The organism is Parasphingopyxis sp. CP4 (assembly GCF_013378055.1).
Lineage (GTDB): Bacteria > Pseudomonadota > Alphaproteobacteria > Sphingomonadales > Sphingomonadaceae > Parasphingopyxis.
This window is the reverse complement of the sequence record NZ_CP051130.1, coordinates 2475094-2498043: the sequence shown is the minus strand read 5'-3', so window position 1 is coordinate 2498043 and position 22950 is coordinate 2475094. Positions and strand designations below refer to the sequence as shown.

Genomic DNA, 22950 nt, shown 5'->3' with positions numbered 1-22950 from the left:
TCTCCGTGAAATTCAGTCGGGTTGGATGGGGTGTGTATCGAGGAAAGTGTCAGCCGTCCAAATCTGCATTGAACAATTCTTCTCCGGCCTTGCGATTCCGTGCATTCACAACAAGCGCGACAATTCCGACTGCCATTATGATCAGCGCCAGGATCGGAATATCCCCCTCCGTCGCCAGTGTTAAACCCGACCATAAGATGCCGGTGCCGAGCGCGATTTTCCACAACAAGGTCCCGCCACCCGGCCAGGCAAAATGGCTCTCGCCATCAGCGCCGCGAAAGCCATAGATCCCGCGCTGGTCAAAGTTGGAGCAGGTATAGAAACGGCCCGTCATGCCCGGTTCGATATAGGGATTGGTCGATCGGTCGACTATAAATCTTCGATATTCGCTTTGAGTTCCCGGATTCCAGGTAACGCGTTTGTAGATGGTGGCTTTGCCAAGCGGCGGAGAGCGGCCCTCATCAACTTCTTCGATTGTCCCCTCGATCACTGATACAGCCACAATCCAATTCCCCTCGACAGATCCGCGTCCCGTTACGCCTCCGGCACCAGTTCAATCACGTCGACCAGCGACTCAAAGCGCGGATAGGGTAGCACAATCCGCCAGCGGGCATCGCCGATCCGTTCGAGCGTACCCGCCATATCCCGGCTCGCATCGCGGCCATAGACATGGGCCCGGCTTTCATCGCCAAGCACGAGCACCCCGAGAAAGATCATCCGTAAGCGATTTTCCGGATAGAAGGTGCCCAGCGGTCGCTGCGACCCGGTGAGTTTGGTGAAACGAAGCGTATCGCCCTGGTCTTCGATCTGGCAGCGGAACCAGGGATAGGCGACATAGGATAGGGGCACGCTGCCCTGCGATCCGAGCTTGATGAAGCGGCAGCGATAATAGCCAGCCGGCGGACGCGGATCGGCAAGGCCACCATCGGGTTGCAAGAGCACCCCTGCGGCAGCCACTTCATTCGCATGGCCGCTGGCCGCCGCATCGGCAACGCCTTCCCGAAAGGCCCGCCGCCAGGTCGAAATCCGGCTACGATCATCCAATGTCGCGATTGACCGCCAAAAGGTCGGCAGGTCCTGATTGGGATCGGCGCCGGCCTCGGTGCCGGTCACGCCGGTCGTATAGGCGCAGGACGACACCAACAAAGCCGCTGTTATCGCGGTGAATATTGCATGTGCTCGCCCCGTCATGCGCAGCAGCCTATCCTATCCTTGGCGATGTCGCCAGCCGCCTATTGCGCCGTCCAGCCGCCATCCATCGACAGGTTTGCGCCGGTAATCTGCGCGGCTTCGTCGCGGCACAGATAGAGCGCAAAGCTCGCTATTTCTTCGGGCATGACGAATTTCTTGGTCGGTAGCGCGGCGAGCAGCACATCGTTGATCACCTCGTCCCGCGTCATGCCGCGCGCGGCCATTGTGTCGGGAATCTGCTTTTCGACGAGCGGTGTCCAGACATAGCCGGGGCTGATGCAATTGACGGTTACGCCATCCTGGGCCGCCTCGAGCGCGACGGTTTTGGCGATCCCGCCCAGACCGAATTTCGAAGCGTTATAAGCCGATTTGAACGGGCTCGCGACCATCGAATGAGCGGACGCGGTATAGATGATGCGGCCCCAGCCCTTTTCCTTCATGCCGCCGACAACCAGCCGGGTCAGGTGCCAGGCCGATGAGAGGTTGATTGCAATGAGTTGGTCCCATTTCTCGACCGGAAATTCCTCGATCGGTGCGACATGCTGAACCCCGGCATTGGCAATTGCGATGTCCGGCGTGCCGAGCTCCTCGGCGCAATGGGCCACCATCGCCTCAATCGCGGCCGGGTCCGTCATATCGGCGTCGGAATAAACGGCCTTGGCTCCGGAAGCCGTTTCAAGCGCAACGCGTTCCGCCTCGATCTCATCGGCATCGCCAAAGCCGTTCATCATGACATTGGCACCCTCGGCCGCGAGCGCCTTTGCATAGGCGAGGCCGATCCCCGAAGTGGATCCAGTTACAATGGCGGTTTTGCCTGTCAGGAACATCGACGAATCTCCATGCTGTAATCGCGGTTTCGAGACAGCTTGTTGAGGCGCAGCCACGCCGTTGCAACCGAAAAAGGCAAAAGACGTGCATCGCAATTCGATCGTCGGTCATGGAGCGCGATTGCAACCGGCACGCGGCTCGCGCATTATCCGATCAACCGTGGGAGGGAATCACAATGCGTCTCGACGATCTGGATCCGAGCCGGAACACACGCGATCATGGCCGTGGCGGTGGTCGATCCGGCCGCGGCATGGGCGGTGGCGGTCTTGGCGGGCTGCTCGGTTTGCTGCCGATGCTGTTGGGGCGGCGAATGGGGCTTGGCACGCTGATCATCATCGCAATCATCGGCTATTTCCTATTCTCCGGCGGCGGGCTGCAACTCGGCGAAGTCGCGCCGGGCCCGGCGACCGAGCAGAGCGCGGGTGCCCAACAGGCCTGCGATACCGAGGCGGAACTCTTTGCCTGCCGCGTCCTCACCTCGACCGAACAGACATGGACCGGCCTGTTCCGGCAAAATGGATCGCAATATGATCCGCCGACGCTCCATTTCTATCAAGCCGGTACCCGCTCAGGCTGCGGCGCAGCGCAAGCATCGATGGGGCCGTTCTACTGTCCGGCGGACCAGGGCATTTATCTCGACACCAGCTTTTTCCAGCAGATGGAGAGTGACATGGGCGCCGGTGGCGATTTCGCCCAAGCCTATGTGATCGCCCATGAGGTTGGCCATCATATCCAATATATCACCGGCCGGGCCCGTGAGGTGCGTTCGCAGCAACAGCGGGTGAGCTCGGAAGAGGGCAATGCCTTGCAGGTGCGCATGGAGCTGGAGGCGGATTGCTATGCCGGCGTCTGGGCCGCGCGTAATCGCAACCGGATGGAACCGGGCGATATGGAAGAAGGCATGCGCGCCGCCAATGCGATTGGCGACGACACGCTACAGCGGCAGGCCCAGGGCTATACGGTTCCTGAAAGCTTCACCCATGGCACATCGGAGCAGCGCATGCGCTGGCTGCGCCGCGGGCTGGAGCAAGGGGATCCAAGTGCCTGCGATACCTTCTCGGCGAACCGGCTTTAGCGGGGCTTTCCTTCTCCCTTGATGGGAGAAGGAGTTAAACCTTCACCAGCATCTTGCCGGTATTGCCGCCGGTGAACAGGCCGATAAAGGCATCGACCTGGCTCTCAATGCCGTCATGGACGGTTTCCTGGGATTCCAGTTTTCCGTCGGCGACCATCGCACCCATATCCTGATAGAATTCGGCGGCCCGGGCCATGAACTGGGTGACGATGAAGCCTTTCATCATGATGCCCTTGCCGATCAGGTTCATGATGTAGCGGAACTCCATCGGATCGGTACTGTTATAGCCCGAGATCATGCCGCATTCGGCAAAGCGCGCGCCCGGGTTGGCGACCGCAAAGGCGCAATCGAGATGCTCGCCGCCGACATTGTCAAAATAGACATCAAGGCCGTTCGGCATCGCGTCCATCATCTTGTGGAGCAGATCGCCGTCGGATTTATAGTCAATGCAGTCATCCGCGCCGAGCGATTTCACCCATTCGCATTTATCTGCACCACCAGCCGAGCCAATTGCTTTCATGCCCTTGGCCTTGGCAATCTGGATCACGGTCGAGCCCACAGCGCCGGCGGCGCCCGACACGAATACGGTGTCGCCTTCCTTGGCCTGGCCGATTTCGAGCAAGCCGAAATAGGCGGTCATGCCCGGCATGCCGAGATAGCCGAGGAAAGATTGCGCCGGGACGCCAAGCTCCGGCAACTTCTGCGCAGTCGAGGCATCGATAACCGCTTCGTCGCGCCAGCCAGCGCCGTGGTTCACCATGTCACCCACGGCAAATCCATCGGCCTGGCTTTCAATGACCTCACCGATCGCGCCGCCTTCAAGCGGGGCATCGATCTGGAATGGCGGGACATAGCTTTTCACATCGCGCATCCGGCCCCGCATATAGGGATCGACAGTCAGCCAGCTATTCTTCACCCGGATCATGCCATCGCCCATCGCGCCCGGATCAAATTCCTTGAGCTCAAAATTCTCAGGGGCAGGCATTGCTTCGGGACGGGATTTGAGGTGCCAGGCGCGGGCCATGTGAGTCTCCTAAAGATCGAATCAGGTTTTGGAATGCAACTGGGCTAGCACGAAAGAATTCGGCTTGTCAGAAATAACCTGAATAGAATTTCTTGGGTGGCAACCCGTACTCTCTCGCCTAATCGTCCGCTTCGCCCGATCCCGGTGCGAGGAGATCGAGCACCGCGACAATCATCGCTTCGGTGCCAAGCCGCACGGACGGCTCCGGTTCGACGCGGAAGAAGGGGCTATGGTGTGACGGGATCGGTGGGCCGCCGGCTGCTGCTGCATCAAAGGCCGATTGCGGGGTTCCGCCGACGCTGAAATAGGCGCCCCGGACACCGGTATCGGGCTGGACGAAATAGGCGAAATCCTCTGCGCCCATGCCAGTCTGCTCCATCGGTTCAAGCACCACGCCATCGCCAAAATTGCCGGTGAAGACTCCGCGCAGGCGGTTGGACAGTTCGACATCATTGATGGTCGGCGGGGTTGATTCTGTCGACACTTCAACCTCGGGCAACAGATCATCGGGTAGATTGTTCATGCGCCCCACATTCTCGGCAATGCGGGCAATGCCTTCGAGCAATGTCTCGCGCACCGATTGTTCGTTCGAGCGCACCGTCAGCTGCATGGTCGCGCGATCGGGAATGATATTGTGCTTGATGCCCCCCTGGAACGCACCGACCGTGACGACCGCCGGATCGAGCGGCGAAACTGTGCGGCTGACCAAAGTCTGTAAGCTCGTGATGATCTGTGCGCCCATCACAATCGGGTCGATGCCCATATGCGGATAGGCCCCATGCGCGCCAACGCCATGGACGGTGATGTCGACACTGTCCGAAGAGGAGGCAACGAGCCCGGGCTGCATCGCAATCGTTCCGGTGGGGAGCGCGGAGGTCACATGAAAAGCGAGTGCATATTCGGGCCTTGGGAAGCGCTCATAAAGGCCGTCTTCCATCATCGCGCGCGCGCCGCCAATCCGTTCTTCGGCCGGTTGCGCAATGAACACGATGGTGCCGTTCCAGCTATCGCGCAGCCGGGCGAGCTGCCGAGCAGTGCCGATCAACGCGGTGATATGCACGTCATGGCCGCAGGCATGCATGACCGGTGCTTCCACACCATCAATGCCGACCTGACGGGCGGTCGACGCATAATCGAGCCCGCTATCTTCGGCGACCGGCAGGCCATCCATATCCGCGCGCACCAATACGGTCGGCCCCTCGCCATTCCGCATGATCCCGACAACACCGGTCCCGCCAACGCCTTCGGTTACCTCGGCACCGGTTTCGCGCAACTGGGCGGCGATGATGCCGGCCGTCCGCGTTTCCATATAGCTGAGCTCGGGATTGCGATGGAAATCGAGGAATAGCTCTTCGAGAAATGCGCTGTAATCGGCCTCTACCTCAGCGGCGATGTCGGTCTGGGCCGCGGCAGGCGTGGCAGCAAAGGCAAGAGTCGCGGCGAGCGCCAGAATCGAAGTGCGCATTTGGTATCCCCTGAAAGCATTTGGTTGGCCTATCGATAGGCCGAGCTGCGCAAGGGATCAAATTGGGATCGAGAACCGCCCCATGGGCCTCAGCTAGCGTGCTTCCTCGGCCACCGTCTCACCGACGGATTCGATATCCTGGCCAATTCCCTCAATCGTGTTGCACGCCGTGGTGGCAGCGACGAGCGCGATGGCCGCAGCAAAAATTGCGACAAATTTCATGGTGATACTCCAAAAATGCACGGCCGCGCCCCGCGCGCAGCCAGAGTCAAAGCGCGCGAAGACCGAAAATGTTCCAATGATTGCACACTGACAAGCGTGACAGCTTGCCGAACGCCCATAGGTCGCATAGCGTTGCGCCATACATAGGGGGCATTATGAAAATCATCGGGCTGGCCAGCATGGCCGCAGCATTGGTCTTGGCATCGGGCGCGCAGGCACAAACTTCCAGCTTTGGCGATTGGGCCACTGAACATTCAGGCGATGTGTCGATCGCCGGAACCGAAAATCAGGATGGCTCATCATTTGGTATCATCTGCGATGATGCCCAATGCCTGATGTTTATCGACCTGGCCGGGCCAAACTGCACAGCCGGAGACGAAGCCGATATGCTGCTCAATGCCGATGCCGGCGTTTTTGGCGCGTCCTTCACCTGCAACGATACGAAAGACGCGCTGATCTGGACAACCCGCTATGACGGGCCATTGACTGACATTTTTACGCAAGGCGGCACGGTAAGCGTAGCCAACGGCTTGACCGATGGCAGCTTCTACATTGTCGAATTTTCCCTGACCGGGGCCCGGCAGGCGGTGAACCACATCGCCCAATAACCGGACGCAGATGGCATGGTGGCGATCCGCCGACCTTGCCCTCACTCCGGAATCAGCGCATCTTTCGAGAAAAATCGAGAGAGGATTCCCGACGCCATGGCCGATATTGATTCTGCAATTGAAACTGCACCCAGCACAGATGCGCTGCCCTTTACGCTGCGCCCGCTGACACCGACGATCGGTGCCGAGCTGCTCGATATCGATCTTGGCGCGCCGGACATTGGCGATGCGATTCCGGCAATCCGCCAGGCATTGCTCGATCATCGCGTAATCTTTTTCCGTGACCAGCATATCACCCAGGAACAGCATCTGGCCTTTGCCCGGATGTTCGGCGAGCTCGAAATCCATCCGGCCACGCCCAAGGATCAGGAGAACCCGGAAGTTCTGCGCATCGCGCACGGCCCGAAATCGAAGGGCCAGGAGAATAATTGGCACAGCGATGTCACATGGCGCGAAGAACCCTCGCTCGGTTCGATCCTGCGTGCCATCGAAGTACCGGACGTGGGCGGCGATACGCTCTTCTCCGACATGCATGCGGCGTTCATGGGGCTGTCCGACAAGATGCGCGAATTCGTGGTCGGGCTGACCGCCGTGCATGACATTGCCCGCGTCTTTGCGCGCCGGCTCGGCAAGGCACCTGAGGAATTGCACGACAAATATCCGCCGGTTGAGCATCCGGTAATCCGGACCCATCCTGAAACCGGCGAGCCGGGAATCTACGTCAATAACGGCTTTACGAGCCACATTAAGGGGCTCTCTTCCGAAGAGAGCAGCGACCTCCTCCGCCATCTTTATGCGCAGGCCGCCAATCCCGAATATCAGTGCCGCTTCAAATGGGAGGCCGGTTCGATCGCCTTTTGGGACAATCGCGCCTGCCAGCATAATGCGGTGTCCGACTATTTCCCGCAGGTGCGCATCATGGAGCGTGCGACGATCAAGGGCGATCGCCCCTATTATCGTCCCGACGCCGAATAGCGCATAACGATAATCCGCCGCATCCGGAGCGGATCTTCGAAAATTGCCCTTAACGTGAACGTAAGGGTCGGTTACACATTGTCTCCACTCCAGAGATAATGGACCGAAGGAAATCGCCCGATGCTCGAGCTTAATCACGAACAGTATAGCCGCGTGGACTGGACAGGGCCGCGCAATAATCCGGTCTACGATGTCGGCGAGATCGTCAATCTGTCGGATATCGACCTGTTCCGCAAAGGCCAGCCGATCGACGGCTATGCCGAGCTGCTCGAAAAGGCACCGATCTATTGGCAGGACGAGCCGATGGAGAAGGAGCCGGGCTATTGGACATTCAGCCGCTATGCTGATGTGAAAACCATCTCCAAGAAGCCGGAACTCTTCTCCAGCCAGAAGGGCGGGGTGAATATTTCCTATGGCGATCCGGACAATATGCATCCGCTGCTATCGCCGGCCGCGCTCGACAATATGATCGCACTCGACGGAGAATCGCATCTCGAGCTGCGCCGCCAGCACATGCCTTTCTTCACGCCCGGCTATATCGCCAAGCTGAAGGAAAAGGTGGACGTCAAAGTCGGCGAATTGCTCGACGATCTCGCTGCCAAGGCGCCGCATTGCAATCTCGTCGATGAGTTTGCCGCGCAGCTGCCGCTCTTCACGCTCGCCGAACTGCTGGGCGTAGACCAGGCCGATCGTCCGCGGCTTGTGCAGTGGATGACGGATCTCGAGATGGCGCCCTATTTTGGTGCGATCCGCGAAGGCCTGTTGCAGCCGACCCCGGAAATGATCGGTGTCTATAATGGCTGGGAAGACCGGGTCCGCGAATTTTTCGATTATGGCATGCATGAGATCCGCAAGCGCCAGGAAGAACCGCGCGAAGATCTGATGAGCGCGATCGCCAATGCCGTGGTCGATGGCGACCAGATGCCCGAAATGTATCTCTATGGTGCCTGGGAACTGATCTTCATTGCCGGCAATGACACCACCCGCAATTCGATCTCCGGGATGATGAAACTGCTCACCGAAAATCCGGACCAGAAAGCCAAATTGGTCGAAGATCTGGATCGCCTGCCCAATGCCATCCAGGAAGCCGTGCGCCTTGTGAGCCCGGTGATCCATATGAAGCGCACCGTGATGGAGGATACCGAAGTTGGCGGCCAGGCTCTTGCCGCCGGCGAAAAGGTTGTCATGTGGTATGGCGCGGCGAACCGTGATCCGGCCATGTTCGAAAACCCGCACACATTCGATATCGAGCGCGCCAATGCAGCGAAAAATCTCGCCTTTGGCTTTGGCAAACATGTGTGCCTTGGCCGTCAGATCGCGCTGATGCAGCTTGAAGCCGCCTATCGCCAGTTGTTGGTTCGTTTCCCGGACATGCATATGGATGGCGAGATGGTCTGCGCGCCGAACAATTTCGTGCACGCCATCACCGAACTTCCGGTGAGCTTCAAAGCATAAGGCTCGGGCCGTTTCCCTTGCCTTTCGGCAGGAATCCGCCCAAACAGCCGCCCGATATGAGCGCTACCGTTACTCCGATCCGTGGCGATGCTTCGCCGCCCTCGCTCGATCCGATGATCGCGCTTGTGGCGTCCGATCTCGACCGGGTGAATCACGTCATTCTGGATCGCATGCGGTCCGAAGTGCCGCTGATCCCGGAACTCGCCGGGCATTTGATTGCCGGCGGTGGAAAACGCATGCGGCCGATGCTGACCTTGGCCTGCGCAAAGCTGCTCGATTATCCGGGCGATCGGCATCACAAGCTCGCCGCCTGTGTTGAGTTCATCCATACCGCGACCTTGCTGCATGACGATGTCGTGGATGTTTCCGACCAGCGGCGCGGCAAGAAGACCGCCAATGTAATCTGGGGCAATCCCGCCAGCGTGTTGGTCGGCGATTTCCTGTTCTCGCGTTCTTTCGAGTTGATGGTTGAGGATGGCAGCCTCAAGGTGCTCAAGATCCTGTCCAACGCATCGGCCGTGATTGCCGAGGGCGAGGTCAATCAGCTCACCGCCCAGCGGCGGATCGATACCGGCGAAGATCGCTATCTCGATATTATCGGTGCGAAGACCGCCGCGCTGTTTGCGGCAGCCTGCCGGATCGCAGCGGTCGTCGCCGAACGTGATGAGGAGGTCGAACAGGCGCTTGACGCCTATGGCCGCAATCTTGGTATCGCGTTCCAGCTGGTCGACGATGCGATTGATTATGTTTCGGACGAAGAAACCATGGGCAAGGATGTCGGCGATGATTTCCGCGACGGCAAAGTCACGCTGCCCGTGATCCTCGCCTATGCGCGGGGCTCAGACGAAGACAAGCAATTCTGGCGCGATGCCATTGAAGGCCGCCGGGTCAGCGATGACGATCTCGCCCATGCCAAGGATCTGTTGATCCACCATAATACGATCGCCGATACGATGGCGCGCGCGCGCCATTACGGCCAACGCGCGATCGATGCGCTGGGGCCATTTGCCCAGAGCCAGGCCAAGACGGCGCTCACCGAAGCTGTCGAATTTGCCGTAGCGCGGGCCTATTAGCGAACCCGCCGGGGCTAGAACGCTTCCCCGTCACCGCGAAATTTATTGCCCGTGTAGAAGCAGCTATGCGTGAAGCGCAGGCCGGCGGTCACCGGTTTCACACCGTGGAGATATTTCGCGCTGGACGGAAAATAGGTCAGCATGCCGGCCTTTATCTCAGGCTGATAGAACAGGTTCGGGAAATGGATCTGCCCGCCTTCGAAATCCTCATTCAGATAGATAATCGAGGCAAAGGCACGCCACGGAAACTGATTGGGGCGACCGTCCGGCTCCTCGCAATCGGCATGCGGTGCTTGCTGGTCTCCCGGCCGCCAGCGGACAAGCTGCAGGGTATCTGCATAGACCGTATCGGTGATTTCATAGTCCGCCTTGATCGTCGCGATCGCGCGATTGCGAATGTCAGCCATCAATGTGCGAACATTGTCGGGCATTGCCGGCGGATCGATCTTGCGACCATACCATACGTCATTGGGCGGAAGATTCTTGTCCCAGGCTGCGTGTGGAGATCGAACATAGTCCAGCAACTCCTGCCGCTCGCCAACAGACACAAAATCCTCTTTTACACCGATGGTTTTACCGGCCAGTGCCCGCGCGCTCAGCATATCGATACTTCCCCCCTTTCGAGCGAACTAAACAGATGTCGCACTGTATAGGCAAGGGGGAAACCTCCGGTCGCAACTTGTTGCGTAAAGGATACAATTGTTGCGTGCAGTGTTGCGTCTGTGCAGCAATGGCCTTCGCAAATTGCGCCAATCGCGCTACACGACCCGCTCTTATGAACTGCGTGAGTCGCCTCTAACCGTGCCCAAATGGCAACCAAGATCGCCCTTGATGGCCCTAGCACGCCCTTGCGCGCGGAGATTCGCGCCACCCTTGCGCTCGCCCTACCGTTAATACTCGGGAACTTCGCGCAGAACGCGATTACCACCACCGACGTTATCATGCTTGGCCGCTATGATGTCGATGCGCTCGCCGCGTCCGCACTGGGCGTAAATCTCTATTTTGCCTTTGCCATGTTCGCCATCGGCATTGTCATGGCGGCTTCCCCGCTGATCGCGGCCGCGCGCGGCAAGCGCGTCCATCCGGTGCGTGATTCCCGGCGAACCGTACGCCAGGCGATCTGGCTGTCGGTGATGGTCTGCATCCCGATCTGGGCTGTCATCTGGAATACCGAGGCGGTGATGCTGCTGTTCGGCCAGGATCCGGGGATATCCGCCCAAGCCGCCATATATAACCGGATTATCATGTGGGGCATCCTGCCCTTTCTTATCTTCGTCGTGTTGCGGCTCTATGTGACGGCGCTTGAACGGCCGATCTGGGGCGTGATCGTCACGATTATTGGTGTCGGCTTCAACATCATTGCCGATTGGTTGTTGATCTTCGGGCCTGGTCCCTTCCCCGAGCTCGGGCTGGAGGGCGCGGCGATCGCGAGCCTGATGTCGAACACGGTGCTGATGCTCGGCATGATTTTTGTGACAACCGGGCTGAAGCCCTTCCGCCGCTATCGCTTGCTCGCCAATTTCTGGCGCAGCGACTGGCCGCGGCTGTGGCACATCACCAAGCTTGGCGTTCCGATCGCAATCATGCTGACGCTCGAAGTCACAATCTTCAGCGCGGCGATCTTCCTGATGGGACTGATCGATCGCGAGTCCGTTGCCGCGCATGCGATCGCGCTGCAGATTGCCGCCGTCGCCTTCATGATCCCGCTCGGCCTGTCCCAAGCCGCGACAGTGCGGGTTGGTTATTATTATGGCCGCGAAGATCGCGAAGGCATCCGCCTTGCTGGCCTCGTTGCGTATGGCCTGGGCGTGGGTGCGGCGGTCCTGCTGGCGCTGATCATGATCGTAATTCCCGGGCCGCTCGTCGGATTGTTCATGGAAGAGGGCGTCGGGCCGGGCAGCCGGGTGTTCGATCTCGCCGTGAGTTTCCTGTTCATCGCCGCGATGTTCCAGCTGGCCGACGGTATCCAGGCGGTGGGTGCCGGCGTGTTGCGCGGGTTACAGGATACGCGCTGGCCGATGCTCTATGCCGGTTTTGGCTATTGGGTCGTCGGTATCGGCGTTGCGGTCGGCCTTGGCTTTTATGCAGGCTATGACGGTATCGGCATCTGGATTGGCCTTGCTGCTGGCCTTGGCGTTGCTGCAATATTGCTGACGGCCCGCTGGATGCGGCGCGAACGGCTCGGGCTGGCCGATTATGCGCCAACTCCGGGTACAGACGACTGACATGAAAAAGGCCGCCAGGCGCAATGCCTGGCAGCCCTAAACATGGTCAGCGGCCGGAGTGCCGGCCGGAGAACTCAGGCGGGGTGTTAGCCCCGCATCCTCCGAAACGACTGAACCGACCTCTTTACTGAACCATGAGACATCGGATCACCTCCTTTCGCATTGTTGAACTCATATGCAGGTGTGAATCATTGCGACTCGTGGATCAACCCTTGTTTTTCATTTTTATTTGAGCGATCTTCTTTTGCTCGCCGCGGGGATCCCACCTGCGGCTTTTTTATTGCCCGGGCTCCGCGCCACCACTCTCGGTCGCTTCCGCACATAGCGCAACAAAGCCCTGCAGCACGGCATCCCCTTCGATCATCAAGGGTTCGGCTCCATCGGTTTCGATTGTCAGCGGGACGGGGAAGTCGATGATCGCCTGGCTGATCGGGCCGTCGATCGGCATGGGCGCGATGCGGACCGGACCCGCGTCACTTGCGCGCACTTCCACCGGCTCGACACCATGCATGAAATCACCCGCCCGGATAAGCATCGCCGCGCGCGCACCATCGGCAAAGCCGCCCGGCATTTCGAGGATCAGTTCTTGGGTGGCTGGATGGCAGCGAAGGGTTGCAAGGCGCTGGCCATCCTCATTGGCATAGCCAGCCTCACTGTCATTGGCCGCCCAGGCTCCCGGCGTCAGGGTTAGCGTGCCCGGCTCGGCGATGTCCGCATCGCCCGCTTCGCCGCCGCATGCCGCCAGCAGTGTCGCCACACATAGTGGGACCAGGAAAGGTTTCGTCATCTTTGTGCGCTCCGAAAGATCAGCAAAGCGCGCGCATGGCACGAAATTATTACAGTTATGCGGAACCGCGTGGTTCAAAATTCACACTCAGGCGCGGCAATCCTCGAAGATGCGCGTCATCTCAGGCCAGTTCGGCACCGCGACCAGGGATTGCCCGCTCACCGTAATCGCAATCCGGCCGCGGCTGAACGCGATCATGTCGAGATAATCGTCCGTCGCATCGGTGGCCGCAACAATATAGGGCGACGCGCCTGAGCCATTGCGGGCCGCATAGCTGCGTTCGCCATGGGTCGCTTGAAACGCCATGGTGCCCGAGCCGCTGGTCATCGCTCCTGCGAGCGAGAAATAGATCCGCCGATCGGCCATGTTACAGCGCACGAGGAAAACTGCATCGCTATCCGGCTCCCCATAGAGCGCGAGCGAGCCACGATCATCCTCGCGATAGATCCAGGTTCCCGAGGCCAGCGGCACGTCGCGCCAATCGACATCGCTCTCGGCCTGGGCATCGGCCTGGGCGGGTGCAGGCGTCGGCGCAGCCGAACAGGCGCCTAGCGCGATCAGCGTTGCCACCGCCCCCGTCAGTCCATTGAAACCGAAGCGGCTCATTCAACGGGGCTTTCTTCGGTTATCGCTTCGGTCGAGATGGTTGCTTCCAGATCGGCAATCTCATCGGATGCATCGCGGCGGTCACAGGCGCTGACAACACTGGTCAGCACATCATCGGCCGGGAAGGCCACGCGTTGATCGCCGCCCAGCCGGATCGAATAAGGGCCGTTGCCGCCAATCAATCGGCCGATAAAGGGATCTGCCGCGGGAATGGAGATATATGCCGCCGGCACATCGCCCACAGCTTCCGATGCGGTAAAGGTCGAGCCGCCTTCGGGCGTATTGATGTACACCGTGCCCGATCCACCCTGGGGCGGCATGCCGATCAAGCGGATATCGATGCCGCCTCCCAGTTCGCAGGCGATGGTGATGGTCGGGTTTTCACCTTCTTCGCCAAATTGTGCGACACGCTCATCATCGATCGTCGCAACGCTCCAGCTGCCCGGCGTGAGATCACCCGATCCGCTGGTATCGATCTGGCCCGGAGAGGTGCCGGAGAGCACTTCCTCTACTTCGCTGCCGGCCCGCGCTTCGGCGGCGAGACGCGCATATTCCGCCTGGGCCGCTTGCGCCGCGGCGCGCGCTTCTTCGGGCGTTTCGGTGCGTGCACAGGCACTCAAGGCCAGGGCAGGCAGGACAATATAGAGGATCGGTCGCACGGGATTCTCCCAAGGAATAGGTTTCTCTATCAATGGGGAGGAAATCGCCCGATATCAAGCGATCCCGACGCCTATCCCGGGCGACCGCCATGCGCAGTCCAGTTGGCCATAAATTCGCGCCGCGTTTTCGGACCATAGGTGGCAAAGCTCGGATTGGCTTCGGCCCGATATTCCGCGCGCCGTTCGGGCAGCGCCTGATGGGTCGCAATTTCAGCCGGATCGATGCCATAGACCGCTGCGCCATTGAGGCCGAAAATCTTGCGCTTTGCTTCGGGCGTCAGCGCCGGATAGCCAAAGCGTTCCTGATATTCCGCGCTGATCTCAAAGGCGCGGAAGGCCTGGATCTGGTCCTGCGGGCTGCCATACCAGATCGAGTCTGTACCCCAGACGATCCGTTCCTCGCCAAAAGTCTGGAGCAGCTTGCCCATCACATGGGCGGCCTCGTCCGGCCGGCCCATGAAATAACGCCAGAGCGAGCCCATTTCGGCGTAGAGATTGCCCTCATTCGGTCGCAGTCCCGCATCGCGATGCGCCTTCACGAGCCGATCGACGCCGCCGCCATTGGTATCATATTCCGCTTCGGTCACGCCGGGTTGGAAGCCCGAATGATAGACGAGGAAAGTGATGTCCGGATTGTCGACCGCCGCATTCCCCATATCGCGCGGACTCGAATAGAGCGGATCGAGACCATAGAGCGTCACGCCCTTATGGACCGCGATTACCGTCTTGCCGAGCCGCCGGGCATTGTCGAACACCCGGTCCGCATAATCGCTTTCGTCGAGGAAGAAGCCAGCTGCATCAGGGCCCCATTGCGGATACATTTTCCACGCATCCACGCCATGCACCTCGGCTTTTTCGTCCATCGCTTCAAGCTCGCCGGGATCATTGGGCAGCACACCACCATGGATCAGGCAGCGTGCGCCTTCGCCGCCAATCTGTTCGATGATACCGCGCGCTTCGGCGGCATAGCTGATCGGCGTGGGATTGCTCTCGGCCGTTCCCCAGAGCGCCGAGACGACCGCGACGTCCGTGTCGCTGTCGAGATAGACTTCGCGCGCCAATGTCTGGGCGGAATAGCAATCATAGCTGCCGTCGGTGCATTGCGTGGACTGGCCGAACGCGCGGGAGAGCGCGGCTTCCCAAATCTCGCCATCGCGCCCGGTGGCCCAGGCGGCGGAGGGATCGACGCAATGGGTTTGCACATCGAGAATGAACTCATCGCCGCCGACTGCGGCATCGGCTGCAGCAGGCTCAAACCCGGCTTCTTCGGTGACGCTGTAGACTCCGCCGGAGTTCGGATTGGCGCGGTTACACGCCGCAAGCGTCGTCGCCGCCCCCATCGAAGACACCAGAAACGCCCGGCGCCCCATGCCGAGTTTCTTGGCATGATCACTCGCCGCTTCATGGGCAAGCCGGTTGGCATAATGCTGGTTGACGGTGGGTGGGCGCGGAAAAAATTCGCCGTTTGAGGTCCCATCAAATTTGATCGGCAATCGTGTGCCCTCAGGATCGAGATCTGGTGAACGGGCCATGCGCGACTCTCCTGTGCAGGTTACAGGGAAGACTGTAGCGCGCGGGAGGGCGATCCCGAAATGACATGGATCAAATAGTGGGTCGGGGGACCGTCAGGCGGCGCCCGTCACCCCGCGTCGTGGAAGATGATGCCCAAGGTCCAGCGGTTTCCGCTGCGGATGCGGCTGACGCCGTGGCGCATCTGGACGCGGCGATATCCGCGTTTGGAGGGAGCGGGGCGTTCGCGCGTGGCGAAGACGACGCCATCGCCCTGGGCGAGTTGCACGACTTCCGGGCGGGACTGCATGCGAGGACGCTGCTCGGACAGGACGAACTCGCCGCCGGTGAAATCCTTTTCGGGCTCGGACAGCAGGATGGCGAGCTGCAGCGGAAAGACGCAGTCGCCATAAATATCCTGGTGGAGCGCGTTCCAATCGCCTTCTCCATAGCGCAGGATCAGGGGCGTGGCCTTGGTCTGGCCCGCAGCATGGCACTGATCGAGATAGCTTTGATGGTCTGCGGGAAAGGATGCATCGCCGCCCAGTTGCTCCGCCCAGCGATTGGCGATTGTCGCGAGTGACGGATAGAGCGATGTGCGCAGCCGGGCGACCGGGTCCGGCAGCGGATAATCGAAATAGCGATAGGTGCCGCTGCCATAGCCCTTATGTTCCATCACAACCTCGCTGCGGAACCGTTCAGGGCTTTCCCAACAGGCGATGATATCGCGGCATTGCGCGGCGCTCAGCAGGCCGGGCAACCGCACCGCGCCGTAATTGTCGAGATCGAAAAAATCGTGCGTATCGAATGACATGCCATGGCTGTAGCAGCTTGGTGGCACGCGCGCCTCCCGAAAAATGCTGCCAAATCAGACGGCGCGCTCGCGGCAACCCCTAGCGCATCTTCCGCTGGGTCTTGCCGTAGCGCATCTTGCGGGTGCCCGGCCGGCCTTCGGTGGCGCGGCCCTTGGGTTGGGCGACCTGCTCGTCGGCTGGCAGGCCCAGCTCTTCGGCTTCCAATCGCCGGATCTCGTCGCGCAACCGCCCGGCTTCCTCAAACTCAAGATCGCCCGCCGCCGCGCGCATCCGTTTTTCGAGATCCTCAATATAAGCGCGCAGATTATGGCCGACGAGATTGTTGACCTCTTCATCGCCGGTATCGACCGTCACCTGATCCTTGCTCGCGGCATGGGCGACGATATCGGCAATGTCGCGCTTGATCGTTGTCGGCGTAATGCCGTGGAGCGCGTTATACTCCCTCTGCTTTTCGCGACGGCGATCGGTTTCGGCAATCGCCCGCTCCATCGATCCGGTTATCCGATCGCCATAGAGGATCACGCGGCCTTCGACATTGCGCGCGGCCCGGCCGATCGTCTGCACCAATGAGGTTTCGGAGCGCAGGAAGCCTTCCTTGTCCGCGTCGAGAATGCAGACCAATCCGCATTCGGGGATGTCTAGGCCTTCGCGCAGCAGGTTGATCCCGACGAGAACATCATAGACGCCCAGCCGCAGATCCCGGATCAGCTCAATCCGCTCCAGCGTTTCGACATCGCTATGCATGTAGCGCACGCGCAGACCCGCCTCATGCATGAACTCGGTCAGGTCTTCGGCCATCCGCTTGGTGAGCGTGGTCACCAATGTGCGATAGCCCTTCTTCGCCGTTTCCCGGCATTCATTGATGCAATCATCCACCTGTTCTTCGACCGGGCGGATAAACACGGGCGGATCGATGAGACCCGTCGGCCGGATCACCTGCTCGCTAAACACGCCGCCGGTCTGTTCCATTTCCCATGGCCCGGGCGTCGCGCTGACACAGACAGTCTGCGGCCGCATCGCATCCCATTCGTTGAAGCGCAACGGACGGTTGTCGATGCAGCTCGGCAGGCGGAACCCATATTCGGCAAGCGTCAATTTGCGGCGATGGTCACCGCGCGCCATGGCGCCGACCTGCGGGATCGTCTGATGGCTTTCATCGACGAAAAGCAGCGCATTATCAGGTAGATATTCAAACAATGTCGGTGGCGGTTCGCCGGGCAGTCGGCCGGTCAGGAAGCGGGAGTAATTTTCGATGCCCGCGCAGCTGCCGGTCGCGGCGATCATCTCCAGATCGAAATTGGTGCGCTGTTCCAGCCGCTGCGCTTCGAGCAGCATGCCCGCATCCTGCAGCTCTTTCAGCCGCACTTCGAGCTCGCGCCGGATCGCGCCCATCGCCTGCTTCATGGTCGGACCCGGCGTGACATAATGCGAATTGGCAAAGACGCGCACGCGATCGAGCTTGGTGCCTTTCTTGCCGGTCAGCGGATCGAATTCGGCGATCTCCTCAATCTCGTCACCAAACATGCTGATCCGCCAGGCCATATCTTCATAATGGCTGGGAAAGACTTCGAGATTGTCGCCGCGCACGCGAAAATTGCCGCGCGCAAAGGCCGCATCATTGCGCTTATACTGAAGCGAGACGAGTTTACGGATGATATCGCGCTGATCGACGACCTGGTTCTTCTTAAGATCGAAGGTCATCGCCGCATAGGTTTCAACCGAACCGATACCATAGAGGCAAGACACCGAGGCGACGATCAGCACGTCGTCGCGCTCGAGCAGCGATCGCGTGGCCGAATGGCGCATCCGGTCGATCGCTTCATTTACCGAGCTTTCTTTCTCGATATAGGTGTCAGACCGCGGGACATAGGCCTCGGGCTGGTAATAGTCATAATAGCTGACGAAATATTCGACCGCATTGTTCGGGAAGAATTGCTTGAACTCGCCATAGAGCTGGGCAGCGAGGATCTTGTTGGGCGCGAGCACCAGGCCGGGGCGCTGCAGGGCTTCGATCACTTTGGCCATGGTGAAGGTCTTGCCCGATCCTGTTACCCCCAAAAGCACCTGATCCTTCTCGCCGGCTTCGGCGGTTTCGACGAGCTCGGCTATCGCGGTTGGCTGATCGCCGGACGGTTCATAATCGGAAACCAGTTCAAACGGCTTCCCGCCTTCGGCCTTGTCCGGCCGATCGGGACGATGCGGGACAAATCCCCCATCGGTTTCGGGCTCTTCAAGGCCGGTTCGGATTGCGATTGCCATGGGGAGGATATGGCGGTCCGGCCAACGTTTCGCAACGGCCCGTGCCGGGTGCCCTGCCACGCTGCTGACAAGGCTCGCCCTTGCCTTGCTGCCGGATAGACGGCAGCTTCCCAACCGGTCGCACGATTCGATGAACTGAGACTATTGGGGGAAAATCATGCGGAAATTGGCTTTTGCAGCGCTACCGGCGCTCGCGCTCATGGGATGTTCGGGCGGCGAAGACGTAACGGAACCAGAAGCAGCCGGTCTGGAGGCCGGCGAGTGGCAGATGGCCTTTTACGTGAATGAAGTGACGGGCGAAAATGTCACCGAAGAGATCCGGACCGAGATCGCGACGGAACTGGATCGCGAATTGGCGATGGACCCCGTGTGCATCAGCGAAGAGCAGGCGGCTGCACCGGATGCCGCGCTCTTCATTCCTCGCGAAGTGAACAGCGAGTGCAATTTCACGGAATCGAGCGCTGAAAATGGCACGATTGAAATGGCCGGAACCTGCGGCGAGGGCGCCAATGATGGTGGCACCATCACGATCAGCGGCACCTATGAAGCGGCCAGCATGGAAGCTGTCATGACCGCTACAATCCGCGATGGCGGCGAAGAATTTTCCTTTGCTGCCGTGGTTTCGGGCGAACGTTCCGGCGAATGCAGCGGCTAAACATGCTTGCGTCTTCAGGCGCGCTCGGCCAGTGTTCGCGTCAGAGGGTTCGCTCTTTTTCCATTCTCAAACCCTAGGGGGTAATTTCGCATGAAGAAGTTTTTGATCGCGGCGGCGCCGCTCGCGCTGCTGGGCGCATGTTCAGGCGGTGCAAGCGATGAGCTGCAGGCCGGTGAGTGGACCATGACCACTCAGATGACGGAAATCGACGTTCCTGGCATGCCGGAAGAAATGGTCGAACAGATGCGCGCGCAGATGGACGAGCAGACCGACACCAGCACCCGCTGCATTTCCGATGAAGAAGCGGCCAATCCGGGCGCCAATCTGTTTGCACCGGAAGATGCGAGCGAAGATTGCGAATTTACCAATTCGACGGTTGCAGATGGTGTGATCGACGTATCGGGCAGCTGCCAGGCGCCGAATGGCGAAGGCAGCGCAACGATGGCGATTTCCGGCACCTATACGCCAACTACGATGGCGGCTGATCTATCGGTGAATGTCGAAGGTGGTCCGATGGCGATGAGCATGTCGGGTACCATGACCGCCGAGCGCACAGGTGATTGCGAAGTCGAAGCCGAAGGCTAGGCGCAACGTCAATCCATGGTTGAAACGCCGTCATGCCCGATAGGACATGGCGGCGTTTTTGCATTTTACAGTCCCGAGACGGGATTGATGCCAAGATGCGGCCCGCCTACAGCGGGAACGAGAGATTTGAATCTGGGGAGAAACAGTATGAAAAAGACGGCCTTTAAGACGATTATGCTGGCAGCGCCTCTCGCGCTTGCAGTGTCCTGTTCATCCGGCGATGCTGATACCGACGGTGATGGCGAAATCAGCGGCGAAGAAGCCGCCGCCGAGATGGAAGGGGCTACCGCGAACATTACGCCCGGTCAGTGGGAAGCCACCGTGCAGCTGACCCAGTTCGACATGCCAGACATGCCCGACGAAATGCGCGGCATGATGCAGGAACAGATGGGACAGGCCCAGACCAACACATCGTGCATTACGCCGGAAGAGGCCGCCGCACCGGAAGCCAGCATGTTCGGTGAGGATGATGATTGCAGCTATAGCGAATTCGACATGTCCGGCGGCACGATCCTGATTGCCGGCACCTGCCAGTCGGAAGGCATGCCGGGCGCGATGACGATGCGCATGGAAGGCAGCTACACGCCGACCAGCTATGACATGACCATGAACATGACGATGGATTCCGGGCCGATGGGTCCGATGACCATGGCGGGCGAAGTCAGCGGCCGTTTCCTTGGCCCCGATTGTGCAGAAGACGCGGACGGCTAAGCGGCTCCATTGATACTGCTGCGCGCCATCGATAGGATGGCGCGCAGCTTTGATGTTTGTGCGATGACTGGGGGACGGGATGGCGCAGGAGAATGATGCATCGGGGGGCGCACGCCAGCCGATCGCCTTTATCAGCCATCATAGCTCGCAGGAAAAAACCGCGCGCCACCTGAAAACTGTGCTTGAACGCAATGGCGTGACCGGATGGATGGCGCCGGACGATATCGATCCGGGGGTCGCTTTCGACCAGGCGATCATCGAGCAAGTCGAACGCTCAGACCTGATCGTCCTCCTCTTCTGTTCCAAGTCTGACCAATCGCGCCATGTGAAGCGCGAGCTGATGATGGCGGAGAATAACAAGAAACTCATCTATCCGGTGCGGCTCGAAGATATCGACGCCAAGGGCCTTGCCTATTGGCTCAACGATTATCAATGGATCGACTGGATCGACCGGCGCGACGCGACCATTCAACGCATGATCGAAACGATCAAACGCCAGGTCGCGCAGATTGCACCGCCGCCAGTCGAAGAAACACCAGTTGAACCAGCTGCGCCCGAGGCCGTTGCGGAAACGACACCGGAAGCGGCGCCGGAACCAGCCCAAGATCCTGTGCCGGCCACACCTGTCGGGCTGATGAGCAGTGCCGGTGGCGATGGAGATGATGGAGACGCGCCCAAGCGCCTGCTCGGCATCCCGATGCAAGGCAAGGGCTGGTACGCAATCGGCGGCATCGCCATATTCGGCGCGATCCTGCTGGGCCTGATCGTCAATAGCCTGGGCGGCGAATCCGAGTTCAAGGTCCAGCCCGGCCAGTGGGAAACCACCTATGAGGTCGATCGCGTCCTTAACCAGGTCAATGTGCCGCAGGACGAAGCCGACGCCTTTATCGCCGATTTTGAAAGCGAAGCCACCACCCATTGCATCACCGAGGCCGAGGCGCGCTCACCAGGCAATGACTTTTTCGATCCCGATCGCACCAATAATTGCGCGATGAGCAATCTCTCAATGGATGGCGGCGATTTCCGGGTGCAGCTGGAATGCCAGCCGCCCGAGCTCGATGGCGTCAATCTCACCGTGTGGATGCGCGGCGAATATGATGAGGATGCGATTGTCGCCGAGGCGGAATATGCATTCGTGTCCCAGGCCGGCGAAGAGTTCCGCTTCGTCGCGAACCAGGTCGGGCGCTATCTCGGGCCATGCGAGTAACGACCGGACAGAAACGGTGAGCGATCCGGCGCCGGATACTAAAGACGTCGCCCAGCCGGTCGCCTTTATCAGCCATCACAGCTCACAAGAGCAAACCGCACGTCACCTGAAAACCATCCTTGAACGCAATGGCATTACAGGATGGATGGCGCCTGACGATATCGAGCCCGGCACGATTTTTGACAAGGCGATCGTCGATCAGGTGCGCCGATGTGATATGATCGTCCTGCTGTTCTGCGCGAGATCGGATCAGTCCGAACATGTGCGAAGGGAGCTCACCCTCGCGGTCGATAACAAAAAACTCATCTATCCGATCAGGTTGGAGGATATCGATGCGGAGGGCTTGGCCTATTGGTTGAGCGGCTATCAGTGGATCGATTGGATCGACCGCCGGGACGACACAATCAATCGGCTGGTTGAAACGATCAAATTGTCGGCGAGCGAGGGATCTGCCGCGGTAGCAGCAAGCAGCGGGACGGTCCGATCACATAATCATCCGATTTCCCGCAAACGGACCCTTTGGATCGGTGGTGCAGCACTGGCCGCCATCGCCGCTGCGGGAATCGGCTGGTTCATAATGAGTGCCGAATCGGAACCCGAGTTTACGCTCCTGCCAGGAAGCTGGGCCCGGCAATTGATCGCGCATGAATCCATCGCAACCGGCGAGACGGAGACTGCGGAGACGTTATTCTCGAGCCTCAATCTCGAATCGGCAACTGGGTGCATCGGCGCAGCGGAAGCCGATCTGCCCGGCGTCTCGTTTTTTGACCTCGACGGCCAACAAAATTGTTCAATGGAAAGCCTGTCCGCGACAGAGGATTCAAAAATGCGGGCAGAATTTGTCTGCCGACCGGCCAGTCTTGACGGCGGCTCGGTAACTTTCGCGCTTGATATCGCGCCACAACGCTCCACCAAGATATCAGCGAACGGCACGGTCACGATACGGGATAGGCAGGACCGGCAAAGCCTGTATGAAGTTGAATTCAACTATTTCTATTCGGGGAAGAACTGCTGAC

General features: G+C 59.7%; 24 protein-coding genes. 11 read left to right on the top strand and 13 right to left on the bottom strand.

Features of this window, described 5'->3' with window-relative positions:
* Positions 1 to 49 precede the first annotated feature (49 nt).
* Genes HFP51_RS12305 through HFP51_RS12295 form a run of 3 tightly spaced genes read right to left on the bottom strand, consistent with a single transcriptional unit; the run spans position 50 to position 2018 of the window.
* On the bottom strand, positions 50 to 502 hold the full coding sequence (locus tag HFP51_RS12305) for a hypothetical protein (RefSeq protein ID WP_176876019.1): 453 nt from the start codon (positions 500 to 502) through the stop codon (positions 50 to 52).
* A 32-nt stretch (positions 503 to 534) separates the two neighbouring features.
* Positions 535 to 1191, bottom strand: a complete 657-nt coding sequence (locus tag HFP51_RS12300; protein WP_176876018.1) for a DUF4893 domain-containing protein — start codon at positions 1189 to 1191, stop codon at positions 535 to 537.
* 41 nt (positions 1192 to 1232) lie between these two features.
* Positions 1233 to 2018: a 3-hydroxybutyrate dehydrogenase gene (locus HFP51_RS12295; protein WP_176876017.1), complete on the bottom strand. Its 786-nt coding sequence runs from the start codon at positions 2016 to 2018 to the stop codon at positions 1233 to 1235.
* A 176-nt stretch (positions 2019 to 2194) separates the two neighbouring features.
* Between HFP51_RS12295 and HFP51_RS12290 the strand changes: the two genes are divergently transcribed.
* Positions 2195 to 3094 (top strand): neutral zinc metallopeptidase, encoded by a 900-nt coding sequence (locus HFP51_RS12290; protein WP_176876016.1) that lies wholly within the window; start codon positions 2195 to 2197, stop codon positions 3092 to 3094.
* A gap of 34 nt (positions 3095 to 3128) precedes the next feature.
* Here the strand turns inward: HFP51_RS12290 and HFP51_RS12285 are convergent, their stop codons facing one another.
* The 3 genes from HFP51_RS12285 to HFP51_RS12275 all read right to left on the bottom strand — a co-directional run bounded on the left by HFP51_RS12285 (position 3129) and on the right by HFP51_RS12275 (position 5805).
* Positions 3129 to 4118 carry an NADP-dependent oxidoreductase gene (locus HFP51_RS12285; protein ID WP_176876015.1) on the bottom strand — a complete coding sequence of 330 codons (990 nt, stop codon included), beginning with the start codon at positions 4116 to 4118 and terminating at the stop codon, positions 3129 to 3131.
* 118 nt (positions 4119 to 4236) lie between these two features.
* On the bottom strand, positions 4237 to 5583 hold the full coding sequence (locus HFP51_RS12280) for an amidohydrolase (RefSeq protein WP_176876014.1): 1347 nt from the start codon (positions 5581 to 5583) through the stop codon (positions 4237 to 4239).
* A gap of 93 nt (positions 5584 to 5676) precedes the next feature.
* Positions 5677 to 5805, bottom strand: a complete 129-nt coding sequence (locus HFP51_RS12275) for an entericidin A/B family lipoprotein (protein ID WP_176876013.1) — start codon at positions 5803 to 5805, stop codon at positions 5677 to 5679.
* Between the two features lie 155 nt (positions 5806 to 5960).
* Between HFP51_RS12275 and HFP51_RS12270 the strand changes: the two genes are divergently transcribed.
* From HFP51_RS12270 to HFP51_RS12255, 4 genes are all read left to right on the top strand, one after another.
* Positions 5961 to 6413 (top strand): hypothetical protein, encoded by a 453-nt coding sequence (locus HFP51_RS12270; RefSeq protein ID WP_176876012.1) that lies wholly within the window; start codon positions 5961 to 5963, stop codon positions 6411 to 6413.
* A 96-nt stretch (positions 6414 to 6509) separates the two neighbouring features.
* On the top strand, positions 6510 to 7388 hold the full coding sequence (locus tag HFP51_RS12265; protein WP_176876011.1) for a TauD/TfdA family dioxygenase: 879 nt from the start codon (positions 6510 to 6512) through the stop codon (positions 7386 to 7388).
* Between the two features lie 120 nt (positions 7389 to 7508).
* Complete coding sequence (locus tag HFP51_RS12260) at positions 7509 to 8843, top strand: cytochrome P450 (protein ID WP_176876010.1); 1335 nt, start codon at positions 7509 to 7511, stop codon at positions 8841 to 8843.
* A gap of 56 nt (positions 8844 to 8899) precedes the next feature.
* Positions 8900 to 9916, top strand: coding sequence for a polyprenyl synthetase family protein (locus HFP51_RS12255; protein WP_176876009.1), 1017 nt, complete (start codon positions 8900 to 8902; stop codon positions 9914 to 9916).
* 14 nt (positions 9917 to 9930) lie between these two features.
* On the opposite strand, the gene HFP51_RS12250 is transcribed toward HFP51_RS12255, so the two are convergent.
* Positions 9931 to 10518, bottom strand: coding sequence for a 2OG-Fe(II) oxygenase (locus tag HFP51_RS12250; RefSeq protein ID WP_176876008.1), 588 nt, complete (start codon positions 10516 to 10518; stop codon positions 9931 to 9933).
* Between the two features lie 207 nt (positions 10519 to 10725).
* Between HFP51_RS12250 and HFP51_RS12245 the strand changes: the two genes are divergently transcribed.
* Positions 10726 to 12141, top strand: coding sequence for an MATE family efflux transporter (locus HFP51_RS12245; protein ID WP_176876007.1), 1416 nt, complete (start codon positions 10726 to 10728; stop codon positions 12139 to 12141).
* A 277-nt stretch (positions 12142 to 12418) separates the two neighbouring features.
* Here HFP51_RS12245 and HFP51_RS12240 read toward each other — a convergent pair whose 3' ends face one another.
* From HFP51_RS12240 to uvrB, 6 genes are all read right to left on the bottom strand, one after another.
* Entirely contained in the window at positions 12419 to 12928 is a 510-nt protein-coding gene (locus HFP51_RS12240) for a hypothetical protein (RefSeq protein ID WP_176876006.1), read from the bottom strand.
* An 87-nt stretch (positions 12929 to 13015) separates the two neighbouring features.
* Positions 13016 to 13534 (bottom strand): hypothetical protein, encoded by a 519-nt coding sequence (locus HFP51_RS12235; protein ID WP_176876005.1) that lies wholly within the window; start codon positions 13532 to 13534, stop codon positions 13016 to 13018.
* Entirely contained in the window at positions 13531 to 14193 is a 663-nt protein-coding gene (locus HFP51_RS12230) for a hypothetical protein (RefSeq protein ID WP_176876004.1), read from the bottom strand. Before HFP51_RS12230 ends, HFP51_RS12235 begins: the two co-directional genes overlap by 4 nt.
* Before the next feature lie 71 nt (positions 14194 to 14264).
* Positions 14265 to 15725 (bottom strand): amidohydrolase family protein, encoded by a 1461-nt coding sequence (locus tag HFP51_RS12225; RefSeq protein ID WP_176876003.1) that lies wholly within the window; start codon positions 15723 to 15725, stop codon positions 14265 to 14267.
* A 107-nt stretch (positions 15726 to 15832) separates the two neighbouring features.
* Entirely contained in the window at positions 15833 to 16516 is a 684-nt protein-coding gene (locus HFP51_RS12220) for a 2OG-Fe(II) oxygenase (protein WP_176876002.1), read from the bottom strand.
* A 79-nt stretch (positions 16517 to 16595) separates the two neighbouring features.
* A complete protein-coding gene (gene uvrB, locus HFP51_RS12215; protein ID WP_176876001.1) occupies positions 16596 to 18776 on the bottom strand; it encodes an excinuclease ABC subunit UvrB in 2181 nt (726 codons plus the stop codon).
* A 157-nt stretch (positions 18777 to 18933) separates the two neighbouring features.
* Between uvrB and HFP51_RS12210 the strand changes: the two genes are divergently transcribed.
* The 5 genes from HFP51_RS12210 (at position 18934) to HFP51_RS12190 (ending at position 22949) form a co-directional block, all read left to right on the top strand.
* Positions 18934 to 19431: a DUF3617 family protein gene (locus HFP51_RS12210; protein WP_176876000.1), complete on the top strand. Its 498-nt coding sequence runs from the start codon at positions 18934 to 18936 to the stop codon at positions 19429 to 19431.
* A gap of 90 nt (positions 19432 to 19521) precedes the next feature.
* A complete protein-coding gene (locus tag HFP51_RS12205; RefSeq protein WP_176875999.1) occupies positions 19522 to 20016 on the top strand; it encodes a DUF3617 domain-containing protein in 495 nt (164 codons plus the stop codon).
* Between the two features lie 147 nt (positions 20017 to 20163).
* Complete coding sequence (locus HFP51_RS12200) at positions 20164 to 20727, top strand: DUF3617 domain-containing protein (protein ID WP_176875998.1); 564 nt, start codon at positions 20164 to 20166, stop codon at positions 20725 to 20727.
* Between the two features lie 79 nt (positions 20728 to 20806).
* The gene (locus HFP51_RS12195; RefSeq protein WP_176875997.1) at positions 20807 to 21934 is read left to right on the top strand and encodes a TIR domain-containing protein; all 1128 of its coding nucleotides are present in this window, start codon (positions 20807 to 20809) and stop codon (positions 21932 to 21934) included.
* A 16-nt stretch (positions 21935 to 21950) separates the two neighbouring features.
* Positions 21951 to 22949, top strand: coding sequence for a toll/interleukin-1 receptor domain-containing protein (locus HFP51_RS12190; RefSeq protein WP_176875996.1), 999 nt, complete (start codon positions 21951 to 21953; stop codon positions 22947 to 22949).
* The last annotated feature ends 1 nt before the right edge of the window (position 22950 follow it).